This is a genomic window from Microbispora sp. H10949 (assembly GCF_014161435.1).
Lineage (GTDB): Bacteria > Actinomycetota > Actinomycetes > Streptosporangiales > Streptosporangiaceae > Microbispora > Microbispora triticiradicis.
This window is the reverse complement of record NZ_JABBWZ010000001.1, coordinates 839,998-854,093: the sequence shown is the minus strand read 5'-3', so window position 1 is coordinate 854,093 and position 14,096 is coordinate 839,998. Positions and strand designations below refer to the sequence as shown.

Below are 14,096 nucleotides of genomic sequence, written 5' to 3'. Positions count from 1 at the left end.
TGGTCACTCCTCTGTGCCTGCCTCGGTGCCGGCGGCGAGGGGCCGCCCGCGCAGGTCGGGTTTGCGGATCTTTCCGGAGCCGGTCTTCGGCAGGGCGCCGACGATGTCGAAGTAAACGGGGATCTTGTACTTGGCGAGCCGGGAGAGGAGGAACTCCCGCAGGTCGCCGGGGGTGACGGCGGCCCCGGCGCGGGGGACGACGAAGGCCCGGCCGACCTCCCCCCACCGCTGGTCGGGCACGCCGACCACGGCGGCCTCCGCCACGGCGGGATGCTCGAACAGCACGTTCTCGACCTCGGCCGGGTAGACGTTCTCCCCGCCGGAGATGTACATGTCCTTCACGCGGTCGACGATGTGGAGGTGCCCCTCGTCGTCCAGGACGCCGATGTCGCCCGAGTGGAACCAGCCGCCCTCGGTGAGCGCTGCGGCGGTCGCCTCCGGGTTCCGCCAGTAGCCCGGGGTGACGTTCGGCCCCTGCACGAGCACCTCGCCCGGCTCGCCCACCGCCGCGGGTGTCAGGTCGGGCCGCACCACCCGCACGTTGGCGAAGAACACCGGCACCCCGGCGGAGCCCACCTTGCGCTCGCTCTCGCCCGCCTCCAGGAAGGTCGCGCCCGGTGCGGTCTCGGTCAGCCCGTAGCCCTGGCAGAAGGTCAGGCCCCGCTCCTGGTAGGCGCGGATCAGCGCGACCGGGATCGCCGCTCCGCCCGACATCAGCGTACGCAGCGAGGACAGGTCGGCGTGGGCCCACCGTGGCGACCTGGCGAACGCGGCGAACATCGCGGTGACGCCGAACATCCAGGTGACGCGGTGCTTCTCGATGAGGTCGTAGCACTGGTCGACGTCCCACGACGGCATGATCACCGAGGTGCCGCCCTTGAGGAAGGTCGGCAGCAGCGTCTGGTTCAGCGCCGCCACGTGGAAGAGCGGCGCGCTGACCAGGGTCACCTCGGTGCTCGCCACGTCGACGCCGATCATCATGTGGAAGCAGTTCCACACGAGGTTGGCGTGGCTGAGCATGGCGCCCTTGGGCCGTCCTGTGGTGCCGGAGGTGTAGAGGATCAGGGCGACGTCGTCGAGCGCCACCGGGATGTCGATCGGGGTGGGGTCGCCCTGCGACAGCCAGCTTTCGAACTCCGTCTCGCCGGGCGCGGGCGACCCCAGCGCCACGACCGTACGGAGGGCCGGAAGGGCGGGCAGGGCGCGGACGACCGCCGAGCACTCCGGGGCGTAGACGAGGAGGGAGGCGCCCGAGTCGGTCAGCATGTAGGCGATCTCGGGCGCCGTCAGGCGGAAGTTCAGCGGGACGAAGATCCCGCCGAGCAGGTGCGTCGCGAACAGGGTCTCGGCGAAGGCGACGTGGTTGTGGCCGAGGTAGGCGACCCGGTCCCCGGCCCGCACCCCGGCGTCGCGCAGCCGGGACGCGAGCCGCGTCGTCCGTTCGTGCACCTCCGAGTAGCTGACCGACCGGTCCGCGAAGACGAACGCGGTGCGGTTCGGGCTCATCTGGGCCCGGCGGGCGGGCCAGCCTCCCAGTCCGGCGTTCCGCATCGGTGACAACCCCTTCGCGTCTCGGGGACGGTGTAGGAGGGACGGCGTCAGGCCGAGGACGGCTTGGCCGCGCCGGGCATGTCGCCGGAGGCGGGCGCGACCACCGCGACCGAGGTCAGGTCCTGACCCCTGGTCTCGCGCAGGGCCAGTACGCAGAGCACGGTCAGCAGGCAGGACGCGGCGATGATCGTGGAGGTCGTCGTGGTCCCGCCGCCGCCGGACGACGCGTCGAGCTGGGCGAACAGCAACGGAGCCAGCCCGGCGCCGAGCCCGGCGATCTGGTAGCCGAGGGAGGCTCCGGTGTAGCGGCTCCTGGTGGCGAACAGCTCCGTGTACAGGGCCGCGAGCGGGCCGAACATCAGCGGGTGCAGGATCGACTGGCCCAGCACGAGCGCGAGGGTGAGCACGGCCGTGCTGCCGCTGTTCACCATCGGGAAGAGGACGAATCCGAACACCGCCATCAGCAGCGCTCCAGTCAGCACGACGGGACGGCGCCCGACGCGGTCCGACAGCGCCGCGCATCCCACGATACCCACGACGGCCAGCGCGGACGAGAGCGTGAGCCCGTTGAGCACGGCCTGCCGGGGGAAGCCGGCCCGCACGCCGTACGCGATGAGATAGGTGGTGAGCGTGCCCTGGGCCACGAAGGCGGACAGCCCGACGCCCACCGCGAGCAGCAGCGTCTTCGGGTGGTTGCGGAGCACGTCGAACAGCGGTGTCTTCCGGAACCACGCGAACTTCCAGGCGAAAGGACTCCAGGCTGCCGCGCTCCCGCCGGCCTCGTTTCCGGCGGCTGCTTTTCTGGCGGCTTCGAAGACCGGGGGCTCGGTGACCCGCAGCCGGACGAACAGGCCGACCGCCAGCAGGACGATGCTGAGCAGGAACGGCACCCGCCAGCCCCAGCTCAGGAACGCCTGCTCGCTCATGATCGCGCCGGTGCCGGTGAGCACGGCGGTGGACAGCACCATGCCGGACGGGGCGCCGGCGTTCGTGAAGCTCGCCCACAGGCCGCGGCGGCTGGTCGCGTGCTCGGCGGATATGAGCACCGCGCCGCCCCATTCGCCGCCGACGGCGATGCCCTGCAGGATCCGCAGCAGGACGAGGGTGATGGGCGCGAGGGAGCCGATCTGGTCGTAGGTCGGCAGCAGGCCGATCAGGAAGCTGGCGACACCCATGAGCGTCATGGTCAGCACCAGCATGCGCTTGCGGCCGAGGCGGTCGCCGAAGTGGCCGAAGAGCACGCCGCCGAGCGGCCTGGCGAGGTAGCCGGTGGCGAACGTGCCGAAGCTGGCGACCGTCGCGGCGAGCGAGTCGAGGGAGGAGAAGAAGACCTTGTTGAAGATCACTGCCGAGGCCGTGGCGTACAGCAGGAAGTCGTAGTACTCGATGACGCTCCCGATGAAGCTGGAGCTCACCGCGCGTCGGAGTTGGGTCTGGCTGGGCTGGGTCTGGCTGGGGGGTGTCTCTGGCATGACCGAGCTCCTCGTCCGGGGAGCGAGCTGTGTCGCTTTCTTGTCCGGAGGTTAGGCAGATCGATAACGGAGGTCAATACTTTGCCCAATATTGGCCAGGGGGCCGGGGAGGGATGTCTCCCCGGCCTGCCGGAACGCTCGCGGCGCCCTCCCGCGGCTGTCTTTCGGCACGCCGAAACACGCCGTACGGGTATCAAGAGCCGCGGGCAGCGTGATCAGGCGTAGTGCCGGTAGACGGCGCGGGCGACGCAGGCGGGCTTGGCCGATCCCTCCACCTCCACGGTGAAGTCGAGCAGCATCTGGACGCCGTTGCCGGGGACCTCCTCCACCGTCACCACGGTGGCGGCGAGGCGGATCCTGGCGCCCACCCTGACCGGGCTGGGGAATCGGACCTTCTCCAGGCCGTAGTTGACGCTCATCGTCACGCCCTGGATGTCGAGCAGTTCGTTGAACAGCGGGATGACCAGCGACAGGGTCAGATACCCGTGCGCGATCGGGGCACCGAACGGGCCCTTGGCGGCCCGCTCGGGATCGACGTGGATCCACTGGTGGTCGCCGGTGGCGTCGGCGAAGGTGTTCACCCGGTCCTGGGTGATCTCCATCCACCCGCTGTGGCCGAGGTCCTTGCCGGCGAGCGCGGTGATCTCGTCGAGCCCGTGGGCCGTTGTCGTCATGGCTGTCGTGTCCCTTTCTGCCCGCCGAGCCCGAGCAGGCGTGCGGCGTTGTCCTTGAGGATCTTCGGGCGGACCTCCGGCTTGATCTCCAGCTTGTCGAAGTCGGCGAGCCAGCGGTCCGGGGTGATCACCGGGAAGTCGGACCCGAACAGCACCTTGTCCTTGAGCAGCGTGTTCGCGTACCGCACGAGCTGCGGCGGGAAATACTTGGGCGACCATCCGGACAGGTCGATGTGGACGTACGGCTTGTGCGTGGCGACCGCGAGCGCCTCGTCCTGCCAGGGGAAGGACGGGTGGGCGAGGATGATCCGCAGCTCGGGGAAGTCCACGGCGACGTCGTCCACCAGCATGGGGTTGGAGTGCTTCAGCCGGATGCCGCCCCCGCCCGGGACACCCGCGCCGATGCCGGTCTGCCCGGTGTGGAACAGCGCGATCGCGCCGAGCTCCTCGATCGCCTCGTAGAGGGGATAGGCCATGCGGTCGTCGGGGGAGAAGCCCTGGATGCTCGGATGGAACTTGAACCCGCGCACGCCGTACTCCTCCACGAGACGGCGCGCCTCGCGGACGCCGGCCCGGCCCTTCCACGGATCCACGCTGGCGAAGGGGATCAGCACGTCGGGGTGCGCGGCGCAGCTCTCGGCGACCTCCTCGTTGGAGATGCGCGGGTGCCCGGTCGCGTGCTCGGCGTCGACGGTGAACACCACCGCCGCCATCTTCCGCTCGCGGTAGTAGGCGGCCATCTCCGGGATCGTCGGCCGCGGATGTTCCTTGAAGTATTTCTCGGACGCGCCGAACAGCTCCGCGCTCAGCGAGGCGTGCCCGCCGGCCGACACCTCGGCGTGCGTGTGCACGTCGATGGCGACCAGCTCCTCGACGTTCACGAGCCTCCCTTCGGCGTGTCCGATGCCTGGGGTGCGTCCGGCACGTTCGGCGCGGGAATGCCGTACGTCTCGGGTTCGGCGCCGACGCCCTCCGGCCACGCGGCGGCGATGGCGTCGGCCGACCAGCCGCCGTAGGTGTACGCCACGGACTTCTCGCCCGGGTGCGACCAGAGCGCGAGCCGGTCGCCGCCGATGCCGATGGCCTGGCCCGTCACGTCCGCGGAGGCGTCCGAGGCGAGGAAGACGACCAGCGGGGCGACGTCCTCGACCGTGCCCATGCCCTCGCCCTGGCGCAGCCATGCGGGGAACGGCCGGCCGGTCCGCTCCGCCTCCTCGATGATCGGGGCGAACGCCGGGATCGTCCGGGTCATCTCGGTGGCCGCGACCGGCACGATCGCGTTGACGGTGATGTTCGCCCTGGCCAGCTCCATCGCCCAGGTGCGGGCCATGGCGACGATGCCGGCCTTGGCCGCGGCGTAGTTCGTCTGGCCGAAGTTGCCCCGCTGGCCCGCGGGGGAGGAGACGAGGATGAGGCGGCCGCCGGTCCCCTGCTCCCGCATCCGGACCGCCGCCGCGCGGGCGCAGGTGAACGTGCCGCGCAGGTGTACGCCGATCACCGCGTCGAAGTCGTCGTCCGTCATCTTCCACAGCACCCGGTCGCGCAGGATGCCGGCGTTGGTGACCATCACGTCGAGCCGGCCGAACTCCTTGACGGCCGTGTCGACCAGCCGGTCGGCGACCTCCGCGGAGCCGACCGGGGCGGCGACCAGGGCCGCCCTGCCTCCCTTCGCGGTGATCTCGTCCACGACGCGTGCCGCGGAGTCGCCGTCCACGTCGTTCACGACGACCGCCGCGCCGGCCGCCGCCAGCGCCTCGGCGTACGCGCGCCCGAGGCCCCGGCCCGCGCCGGTGACGACGGCCACCTTGCCCGACAGATCCATGTGCTCCACCTCTCGATTGGGGGCAGCGTGACGCCGTCTCGAATCTATGGCAGTTATGTGACCATCGTCAAAGATTTGCCTTCTATGGGGAACCGTCTACGCTTTCTGCTGTGAGCACCGGCGACCACGACCAGACGGCGGGTTCCATGCGCCCCCAGTCGTTGATGTTCAGCTTTCTCGGGATCTACGCGCTCGACCGCCGCACCGCCATCTACTCGGGCAGCGTCATCGACGTGTTCGCCCGTCTCGGCGTCTCCGAGGAGGCCGTACGGTCGACACTCGCGCGCATGGTGAAGCGGAACCTGCTGGAACGGCACCGGCGGGGACGCAAGATGTACTTCGCGCTCACCCCGCACGCCGCGGAGGTGCTGGAGGACGGGCGCAGACGCGTGTGGGAGACCGGGGCGGTGAACCGCGACTGGGACGGCACCTGGACCGTGGTCGGGTTCTCGCTGCCGGACAGCCGGCGCAGCACCCGGCACGACCTGCGGTCCCGGCTCGTCTGGGGTGGGTTCGGCCTGCTGCAGAGCGGGCTGTGGATTGCGCCGGGCGCCAAGGACGTCACCGAGCTCCTCGCCTCCCTGGACCACGCCTCCCCTGACAACGCCTCCCTCGACCTGGCCGACCACGTCACCGTGCTGACCGCCCGGGCCTTCAAGCCGACCGAGGCGGCCGACCTGGTCCGGAAGGCCTTCGACATCGAGCAGATCGCCGCCCGCTACCGGGCGTTCCTCACCCGGTGGGACGCCTCCCCGCCCCTGCCGGAGGAGCCGGACGACCTCGCCCGGCAGTTGCTGCTGCACACCGACTGGCTGCAGCTCGTCCGGCAGGATCCGCACCTGCCGGCCGAGCACCTGCCCGGGGACTGGCCCGCGATCCGGGCCGAGCAGGTCTTCCAGACGCTCGCCCGCGACTACCAGCAGCGGGCCGCCGAGACGGCCGCCGCCGTGCTGGACACCCTCGCCCTCTGACGTCAGAGCTGACGTACGGGCGTGACGACGGGTGGTGCGTGCCCGGGACGGGCACGCACCTGGGGTCCGATCGTCATCCGTTGGCGCAGGCCGTGCCGTTGAGCGTGAAGCGGGCCGGCGCGGTGTTGGTCCCGCTGTAGGTGCCCTGGAAGCCGAAGCTGGTGCTGCCTCCGGCGGGGATCGCGGCGTTGTAGGAGACGTTGCGCGCGGTCACCTGCGTGCCGGACTGGGTCACCGTGGCGTTCCAGGCGTTGGTGACCTGCTGGTTGCCCGGCCAGCTCCAGGTGACCGTCCAGCCGTTGACCGCGGCGCCCGTGTTGGTGACCGTGACGTCCGCGGTGAACCCGTTGTTCCAGGTGTTGGGCCGGTAGCTGACCCGGCACGCGCCGGTCTGCGGGTCCGACGGCGTCACGGAGGGGGTGACAGACGGCGTCACGGACGGGGTCGAGCTCGGGGTCGAGCTGGGAGACCTGCTCGGGCTCTGGCTCGGGCTCTGACTGGGGCTCTGGCTCGGGCTCTGGCTGGTGCCCGTGAGGCCGAAGAACTGGATGGCGACGGCGGCCATCCCGGTCGACGGAAGGCTGTGACCCGCGCCCTGGATGGTGTAGGCCTCGACCTTCACCGTGCCGGAGGAATCGGCGTAGCGGCGGCGGCTCCAGCCCGACTGCGGGGTGTCCGTGCTGGTCGGCGTCTGGCTAAGGCCGTTGACGTTGGTCCACTGCTTGATCTCCTCCTCCAGCTCCGAGTAGGCGACGACGGTGTCGTTGGTGCCGTGCCAGAGCTGCATCCGCGGCCACGGCCCCCGGTAGCTCGGGTTCGCGTTGCGCACGGCGTCGCCCCACTGCTGCGCGGTCTTGCCGACGCACGGCGCGGAGTTGCCGCCCGGGCTGTACGCCGCCTCGTTGGGGAAGCAGGTGAACGGCACGCCCATGAAGGCCGCGCCCGCCTTGAAGACCTCCGGGTAGAGGCCGAGCATGGCGTTGGTCATCATGGCGCCCGAGGAGCTGCCGGTCGCGAACACCCGGTTCGGGTCGCCGTGATACTGGTTCTCGACGTAGGTGATCATCGACATGAGCGACACCGGGTCGGTCTGGCCGCCGCGCACCTTCGACGCGTCGGACCAGTTGTCGAAGCAGTTGCTCTTCTTCGAGGCCGACGGGTAGATGACGATGTAGCCGTACCGGTCGGCCAGCGACGCGAACTCGCTCGACGAGTAGAAGCCCGGCCCGGAGCCGCCGCACGGATGCATGGCCAGCACGATCGCCGGGTTCGACTGCACCGTGTTCGGCACGTACACGTGCATCCGCAGGTTGCCGGGGTTGGCGCCGAAGTTGGTCACCTCGGTCAGCGTGGCCGCGGCGGCCGACTGCGCGGACACCAGGGTCACGGCGGCGTACAGCACCGCGGCACAGACACCGGCGAGTACCGCGAGTAATCGCTTCATTCGCTCCTCCTCTGCTGGACGTGCGGAGGTCCCGCTTTCCGGCGCGCCTTTTCCGGAAGCGCCGTGCGTCGGCAAGAACATGACGTCAGCCGGTATATGAGGAGGTCCGGCCGATGGTCAAGACGTGGCCGGAACGGCCATGATCGCTTTTTCCCGGGGAAAGCCGGTTTGCGCTGCATATCAAGCACTTTGCTATCAAGTCACTTGATATAGGGACGCGAAACTTACATCCGGAAGGCCGCGAGGTATCGTCGTCCGGTGATCGCCTCCCGCATCCCTCCGGCCGCCCCGCAGAGCGCTCCGGCGCCCCGTCTGAGCTACCTGGTGTTCCGACTGGAGCGTCGCATCCGGGCCCACCTGGACGACTCGCTCGCCCGGCACGGCGTCACCACGACGGAGTACATGGCGCTCAGCGAGCTTCGTACGCGTGACGGACTGTCGTCGGCGGAGCTGGCCCGCATCGCCTTCGTCACGCCGCAGGCGATGAACCTGGTCATCCGCGACCTCGAACGGCGCGGGCTGATCCGCCGCGACCCGCACCCGGCCGGCGGACGGGTGCTGTGCGCCCGCCTCACCTCCGAGGGCGTGTCGGTGCTGCAGCGGTGCGACGGATCGCTCGACGAGATCGAGACGGTCATGCTCGCCAAGGTCGACAGCACGATGCGCGGCACTCTCAGGGAGGGCCTGACCCTGTGCGCCCGGGCGCTGCGCCCCGACGCCCACCTGGACGCCCACCTGGACGCCCACCTCGACAATCACTGAGACCTACCGGCTTCCGCCCGGTGCCGGGAGCGGGCCGGCCCGATGGCCTAATGTGCAATATCCGTGTCGTTGACGCCATGACGCCCTGCCCGGAAGCATCGAAGGCATGCAGCGACAAGCGGTCCGGCGCGTGGTCCGACGTGTGGTCACAGTGGTCTTCGACGGCTTCCAGATGTTCGATCTGGCCGGGCCGGCGGACGTCTTCGCGACCGCGAACCTGCTCGCCCGCGAGGGGGGTTACCGCGTCGAGGTGACGGCCGTGCGCGCCGGGGCCGTACCGGCCCAGAACGGGATCGTGACGCTCGCGGAGACCGCGATCGGCGAGGTCGCGGGCCCGATCGACACGCTGCTCGTCGTCGGCGGGCTGTCGGTGCCGGAGCACCTGGACGACCGGGAGCTGATCGGCGGCGTCGCCCGGCTGGCCGCCGGGGCCCGCCGGGTCGCCTCCGTCTGCAACGGGAGCTTCCTCCTCGCGGAGGCCGGGCTGCTGGGCGGCAGGCGCGCGACCACCCACTGGTTGGTGGCCGGCGAGCTGGCCGACCGCTATCCGGACGTCGAGGTGGACGCCGACCCGATCTACATACGCGACGGGCACGTGTGGACCTCGGCCGGGGTCAGCTCGGGCGTCGACCTCGCCCTCGCGCTCGTCGCCGACGACCACGGCCACAGGCTCGCCCGGAACGTGGCCCGGGGGCTCGTCGTCTACCTGCACCGGCCGGGCGGGCAGAGCCAGTTCAGCGCCCCAATGCGGGCCGCCGTCCCACGCGCCGAGCCGCTGCGCGAGATCCAGGCGTTCATCGACGCCCACCCCGCCGAGGACCTCAGCGTGCCCGCGCTCGCCCGGCGGGCGGGGATGAGCGAACGTCACTTCTCCCGCGTCTTCACCGAGCAGACCGGGGTCTCGCCCGGCAGGTACGTCGAACGCAGCAGGGCCGACGCGGCCCGGCGGCTGCTGGAGACGACCGCCCACCCCCTGGACAGGGTCGCCAGGGAGACGGGACTCGGCGCTCCGGAGACCCTCTACCGCGTCTTCCGCCGCCACTGGCGCGTCTCACCCGGCGACTACCGCCGCCGGTTCCGATCGAAGGAGACCAGCAGATCATGAACATCGCGATCCCCCTCTACCCGAGGTTCACCGCGCTCGACGCCGTCGGGCCGTACACGGTGCTGGCCTTCGCGCCCGGCTGCACGGTCACGTTCGTCGCGGCCGAGCCGGGGCCGGTGCTCGACGACCGGGGGAGCCTGAGCCTCGCGGCCACCGCGTCGTACGCCGGCCTGCCCACGCCGGACGTGATCGTCGTGCCGGGAGGACCCGGGACGATCGAGGCGCTGTCCGACTCCGCGCTGCTGGGCTGGATCGCGCGGGCGCACGAGCGGACGCGGTGGACCACCTCGGTGTGCAGCGGCTCGTTCCTGCTGGGCGCGGCCGGACTGCTGACAGGCCGGAAGGCCACCTCCCACTGGGGGTGGCTCGACCAGCTCGCCGGGTTCGGCGCCGAGCCGGTCAGCGAGCGCGTGGTGACCGACGGGAAGATCGTGACGGCCGCCGGCGTCTCGTCGGGCATCGACATGGCCCTCACCCTGCTGGCCGCGATGCGCGGCGAGGAGACGGCGCAGTCCGTGCAGCTCGCCATCGAGTACGACCCGCGGCCCCCGTTCGCCGCGGGCAGCCCGAAGACCGCCCCGGCCGGCCTGGCCGAGAAGGCCATGGCCCTCATCTGACGTCATCCGCCGGTTCGACGGGGAAGTTCGCGCGGAACACGTTGTCCGGGTCGTAGGCGCGTTTGACCTGCCGCAGCCGGGCGAGGCCGGCCTCGCCGAACGCGTCGAGCAGCCGTTCGGGCCGGGTGTCGGTGTCGAAGGACAGGTAGAGGCCGTCGGTGTACGGCGCGACCTCGGCGTCCCACGCCGCGTCAAGGGCCGGCTGCGCGGCGCCCATGGCGGTGAGCAGGAAGTTCTGGTGCCGGTGCGGGTAGGCGGTGGCGTCGGGGGCCAGGTCGTGCGCGGCCCCACCGGTGGCGCGTATCTGCAGGAAGTAGGACGACCGGGAGCTCGCGATCCGCTCGAAGGCGCGGCTCACGCCACCGTCGAGGTGGGTGACCAGGCCGGAGCGTACGGCGGGGTCCCCGCCGCCCGTGTGGTGCCTGCCGGCCGGCTGCACCACCCCGGAGTAGGGCAGCAGGTAACCCTGGTGCCCCAGCAGCGGGCCGGCCTCGGCGAGCCGCTCGAGTTCGCGCACCGCGGCCGTGGTGTCCGCGCCGGCGTAGACGGTCATGAGCTGGGCGACGGCGTCCTGGCCGCGGCGCGCCGGTGAGAGGACGAGGAAGCTCGTCAGCTCACGCGGCGCCTTCTCCATCGCCGCGCCCCAGCGTTCGAGGAGCCCCACCGTGTCGCGGGCGTCCAGGGTCATCTGGGAGAAGACGACGTCGCCGAGCTCCATCGCCTCGATCTCGACCCAGGTGACCACGCCGAGGTTGCCCCCGGCGCCGCGCAGGCCCCAGAACAGGTCGGGGTTCTCCTCCCGCGAGGCGTGCAGCACCCGCCCGTCGGCGGTCACGACCTCCGCGGCGACGACGTGGTCGATGGTCAGGCCGAAGCGGCGCCCGAGCAGGCCGATGCCGCCCGTGGTGGCGAGGCCGCCCACGCCGACGCCGCCGAAGTCGCCCGAGCTGATCGCCCATCCGTGCGGAACCAGGGCCTCGGCCACCTCGCCCCAGGTGGCGCCCGCGCCCAGCCGCACCCGGCGCTTGGCCGGGTCGACGACCTCGACGGTGTCGAGCGCGCCGAGGTCGAGCACGATGCCGCCGTCGTTCGTGGAACGGCCGCTGATCCCGTGCCCGCCGGAGCGTACGCCGAGCGGCACGTCCTGGGACCTGGCGTACGCGAGCCCCTCGACGACCTGGCCGGCCGTCCGGGGACGCAGCACCAGGCCGGGTGAGCCCGTGCGCAGGTAGTTGTGCCGCACCGACTCGTAGGCGCGGTCGCCGGGCTCCACGGCGTCGGCCGCGAGGCTCGACGGGACCTTGTCGTAGTCGATCCCGTCGCGGCGCAGTGCGATCGCGGCGGCTCCGCGGCGGGCGGCCGCGGGGACCGTGCCGGTGGCGGCTCGCTCGCGCGCCACCGCGTCCCGTACGGCGGGGGCGATCTCCTGGCCGTAGACCTGGATGAGCCGAGGGTCGTCGGAGCCGAGGACGAACGTGCCGATGCCGTCCTCAAGCGCCAGAGCGGTCAGCTCCTCCACCCACTGCTCGACCGGTCCCTGCAGGAAGCCCTGCCGGGTCTCGGTGACCTCGCCGCCGATGTTCAGCAGGCGGCGCACCCGCGCCGGGTCGCGCCCGGCCTCTTCGGCGGCCTCGTCGATGATCTCGTTGCCGCGCCGCAGGTCGCCGTCCTTGAGGTAGGCGAGCGAGGGCAGCCATCCGTCGGCCTTCCGCGCGACCAGGCGCAGCATCCGCGGCTTGTAGGCGCCGACCCAGATCGGGATGTCGTGTGCGGGCGCCGGGCCGCGCTTGGCCCCGGCGACACGGTGGTGTTCGCCGTCGACGCGCAGGATGCGGCGCTCGCGTACGTCCCAGATGCCGCGGATGATCTCGATGCCCTCCTCCAGCGCGGTCACGGACTCGGCGGGCGTCAGGCGGGTGCCGCCCATCGACTCGATCGCGTCCCAGAAGCCGCCCGCGCCGATGCCGAGTGCGAACCGGCCGCCGGAGAGCAGGTCGAGCGACGCCGCGGCGCGGGCCAGCACCGCCGGCGGCCGCAGCGGCAGGTTGAGCACGTTGCCCGAGACCGTGATCCGCTCGGTCCGCGCGGCCACCCAGGACAGCAGCGTCCAGGTGTCCAGGAACCCCGGCTGGTACGGGTGGTCCTGGAACGTCACGAGATCCAGCCCGGCGGCCTCGGAGACCTGTGCCAGCCGGACCGGCCCCTGCGGGTCGTGGTTCTGCGGGGTGAGAAACGCGCCGAAGGCCGGCTCGTGGCCGTAGTCCGTCATCGCCGGGACCTCTCTGTGTCGCAAATAATCTGTAGAACAGACGATATGCGACGCAACTTAACGACACGGCGGCGTATTCCAGGTCGGGGTGGGCCTCACCGTGCCACATGGTCCAGGCGGGCTTCGGGTACGCGAGTACGCCGCCTGATGACGGCTTCGACCACGACGAGGTTGACGATCCAGCCCAGGGTCTGCCCAATGGGGATCATCGAGGTCGCGAGTTCTCCCACCGCCCCGGCCCCGCGGAAGGGGATCTGGACCACCAGGAGCAGGGGAACGAGGACGCGCGACGTCACCGCGAGGAACGTCAGCGCGTAGTTACGCATCATCCAGTTCCGATGGCCCACGAAGTCGCGCCGGCGGGCCGCCCGGTAGGCGAGGCCGCCGGTGACCAGCCACAGGGCGGCCGCGGTGGTGAGGCCGATCTGCGTCACGACGCGGCCCGACCACAGCGCGACCGGGATGGTGGCCGCCGCGGACGGCAGCACCCCGGCGAGGAGATAGACCCGGCCGATCGTCCGGTGGATCCGCTGGCGGGCCCGTACCCGCGGCATGAACTGCAGGGGGCCGAGCACCAGCGCGACGGCGGCGGTCGCGATGTGCCCCACCAGGACGTAGTAGTGCAGGCTGTCGCCCACGTCGAGGCGGCTGTCGTCGATGTCGAGACCCAGGTACGGGTAGACGAGCACCGAGGCGGCGACAACCGCGACGATCAACATCAGCCATGTGGTTCGTCTCCGCATGGCCGCAGCCTCGCAGGCGCGACCCGCTCCGGCATCCGCCCGCGGATGGCCCCGCACGTACGCAAATCGGCGTACGGGAACTGGGGGTCAGGCGGCTTTCCATGCCCGAGGAAGCGCGGAGGGTTCGGAGAGCCGCCCGACCTTCGCGGTTACGCTTCCACGCCCTCACTCTTGGCGATCACACGAGCGAGCTTGTCGGAGAACTCCTCCCGCCACGCCTTCTGGAGCCGGATCTCGTCCATGACGAAGGCGAACAGGCCGCGGAAATCCTCCAGCGTCTCGCGGATCGCGGCAGTGTCAGCGCGCAGTTCCTCCTGTCCCTTGCGGAGCGCGTCCTGACCGGCATGCAGCCGCCGACTACGTGGTCGGCCTGGTGGTCGACACCGGGTGATGTGCCCCGGTCGATCCCGATCGTACGGAGACCGGCAGCGCGTCCGCCGGCTATGTCGGCCGTGGGGTTGTCACCGCTCACCCATCCGACCAGCTTAGGAAGATCCAGCAGACCGGGTTGACTGAGGCCGTCGACGCCTACGCGCTGTCAGGAGCCGAGGGCATGCGCAACCCCGAGACGGTCTGTTTGAGATCGCCGCCAAGCGTTGCGGCTTGACCCTCTCCGAGGGTGACTCGGCGTGCCGTTCCGGGACGGCACCTCCTCTACTTGCTCGA

At 71.1% G+C, this 14,096-nt stretch carries 12 protein-coding genes and 1 pseudogene; 4 read left to right on the top strand and 9 right to left on the bottom strand.

Features of this window, described 5'->3' with window-relative positions:
• Positions 1-3 precede the first annotated feature (3 nt).
• From HHX40_RS03740 to HHX40_RS03720, 5 genes are all read right to left on the bottom strand, one after another.
• Positions 4-1,551, bottom strand: coding sequence for an acyl-CoA synthetase (locus tag HHX40_RS03740; protein WP_182879397.1), 1,548 nt, complete (start codon positions 1,549-1,551; stop codon positions 4-6).
• 47 nt (positions 1,552-1,598) lie between these two features.
• On the bottom strand, positions 1,599-3,023 hold the full coding sequence (locus HHX40_RS03735) for an MFS transporter (protein ID WP_182879396.1): 1,425 nt from the start codon (positions 3,021-3,023) through the stop codon (positions 1,599-1,601).
• 215 nt (positions 3,024-3,238) lie between these two features.
• Positions 3,239-3,697, bottom strand: coding sequence for a MaoC family dehydratase (locus tag HHX40_RS03730; protein WP_182879395.1), 459 nt, complete (start codon positions 3,695-3,697; stop codon positions 3,239-3,241).
• Positions 3,694-4,578 carry an amidohydrolase family protein gene (locus HHX40_RS03725; protein WP_182879394.1) on the bottom strand — a complete coding sequence of 295 codons (885 nt, stop codon included), beginning with the start codon at positions 4,576-4,578 and terminating at the stop codon, positions 3,694-3,696. Before HHX40_RS03725 ends, HHX40_RS03730 begins: the two co-directional genes overlap by 4 nt.
• Positions 4,575-5,519: an SDR family oxidoreductase gene (locus tag HHX40_RS03720; RefSeq protein ID WP_182879393.1), complete on the bottom strand. Its 945-nt coding sequence runs from the start codon at positions 5,517-5,519 to the stop codon at positions 4,575-4,577. The genes HHX40_RS03725 and HHX40_RS03720 overlap by 4 nt, the downstream gene beginning before the upstream one ends.
• Positions 5,520-5,629: 110 nt before the next feature.
• On the opposite strand from HHX40_RS03720, the gene HHX40_RS03715 reads away from it, so the two are divergent.
• Positions 5,630-6,490, top strand: a complete 861-nt coding sequence (locus HHX40_RS03715) for a PaaX family transcriptional regulator C-terminal domain-containing protein (RefSeq protein ID WP_310737932.1) — start codon at positions 5,630-5,632, stop codon at positions 6,488-6,490.
• Positions 6,491-6,563: 73 nt separating this feature from the next.
• Here the strand turns inward: HHX40_RS03715 and HHX40_RS37535 are convergent, their stop codons facing one another.
• On the bottom strand, positions 6,564-7,934 hold the full coding sequence (locus HHX40_RS37535; protein ID WP_182879392.1) for a PHB depolymerase family esterase: 1,371 nt from the start codon (positions 7,932-7,934) through the stop codon (positions 6,564-6,566).
• A 258-nt stretch (positions 7,935-8,192) separates the two neighbouring features.
• Here HHX40_RS37535 and HHX40_RS03705 point away from each other — a divergent pair, with 258 nt between their 5' ends.
• The 3 genes from HHX40_RS03705 (at position 8,193) to HHX40_RS03695 (ending at position 10,418) form a co-directional block, all read left to right on the top strand.
• Positions 8,193-8,696 carry a MarR family winged helix-turn-helix transcriptional regulator gene (locus tag HHX40_RS03705; RefSeq protein ID WP_310737931.1) on the top strand — a complete coding sequence of 168 codons (504 nt, stop codon included), beginning with the start codon at positions 8,193-8,195 and terminating at the stop codon, positions 8,694-8,696.
• A 106-nt stretch (positions 8,697-8,802) separates the two neighbouring features.
• Entirely contained in the window at positions 8,803-9,801 is a 999-nt protein-coding gene (locus HHX40_RS03700; protein ID WP_182879391.1) for a GlxA family transcriptional regulator, read from the top strand.
• The gene (locus HHX40_RS03695; RefSeq protein ID WP_182879390.1) at positions 9,798-10,418 is read left to right on the top strand and encodes a DJ-1/PfpI family protein; all 621 of its coding nucleotides are present in this window, start codon (positions 9,798-9,800) and stop codon (positions 10,416-10,418) included. The genes HHX40_RS03700 and HHX40_RS03695 overlap by 4 nt, the downstream gene beginning before the upstream one ends.
• Here HHX40_RS03695 and HHX40_RS03690 read toward each other — a convergent pair.
• The 3 genes and pseudogenes from HHX40_RS03690 to HHX40_RS38095 form a co-directional block, all read right to left on the bottom strand.
• On the bottom strand, positions 10,411-12,687 hold the full coding sequence (locus HHX40_RS03690; protein ID WP_182879389.1) for an LLM class flavin-dependent oxidoreductase: 2,277 nt from the start codon (positions 12,685-12,687) through the stop codon (positions 10,411-10,413). The genes HHX40_RS03695 and HHX40_RS03690 overlap by 8 nt on opposite strands.
• Before the next feature lie 95 nt (positions 12,688-12,782).
• The gene (locus HHX40_RS03685; RefSeq protein ID WP_182879388.1) at positions 12,783-13,430 is read right to left on the bottom strand and encodes a DUF2306 domain-containing protein; all 648 of its coding nucleotides are present in this window, start codon (positions 13,428-13,430) and stop codon (positions 12,783-12,785) included.
• Positions 13,431-13,812: 382 nt separating this feature from the next.
• Positions 13,813-13,902, bottom strand: a pseudogene (locus HHX40_RS38095) (HAD hydrolase-like protein); the annotation flags it as partial.
• Positions 13,903-14,096 lie beyond the last annotated feature (194 nt).

Excerpts from the sequence above, each read along its gene's own strand:
- HHX40_RS03740 (WP_182879397.1), bottom strand. The coding sequence starts at position 1,551 with ATGCGGAACGCCGGACTGGGAGGCTGGCCCGCCCGCCGGGCCCAGATG.
- HHX40_RS03735 (WP_182879396.1), bottom strand. The coding sequence starts at position 3,023 with ATGCCAGAGACACCCCCCAGCCAGACCCAGCCCAGCCAGACCCAACTC.
- HHX40_RS03730 (WP_182879395.1), bottom strand. The coding sequence starts at position 3,697 with ATGACGACAACGGCCCACGGGCTCGACGAGATCACCGCGCTCGCCGGC.
- HHX40_RS03720 (WP_182879393.1), bottom strand. The coding sequence starts at position 5,519 with ATGGATCTGTCGGGCAAGGTGGCCGTCGTCACCGGCGCGGGCCGGGGC.
- HHX40_RS37535 (WP_182879392.1), bottom strand. The coding sequence starts at position 7,934 with ATGAAGCGATTACTCGCGGTACTCGCCGGTGTCTGTGCCGCGGTGCTG.
- HHX40_RS03700 (WP_182879391.1), top strand. The coding sequence starts at position 8,803 with ATGCAGCGACAAGCGGTCCGGCGCGTGGTCCGACGTGTGGTCACAGTG.
- HHX40_RS03695 (WP_182879390.1), top strand. The coding sequence starts at position 9,798 with ATGAACATCGCGATCCCCCTCTACCCGAGGTTCACCGCGCTCGACGCC.
- HHX40_RS03690 (WP_182879389.1), bottom strand. The coding sequence starts at position 12,687 with ATGACGGACTACGGCCACGAGCCGGCCTTCGGCGCGTTTCTCACCCCG.
- HHX40_RS03685 (WP_182879388.1), bottom strand. The coding sequence starts at position 13,430 with ATGCGGAGACGAACCACATGGCTGATGTTGATCGTCGCGGTTGTCGCC.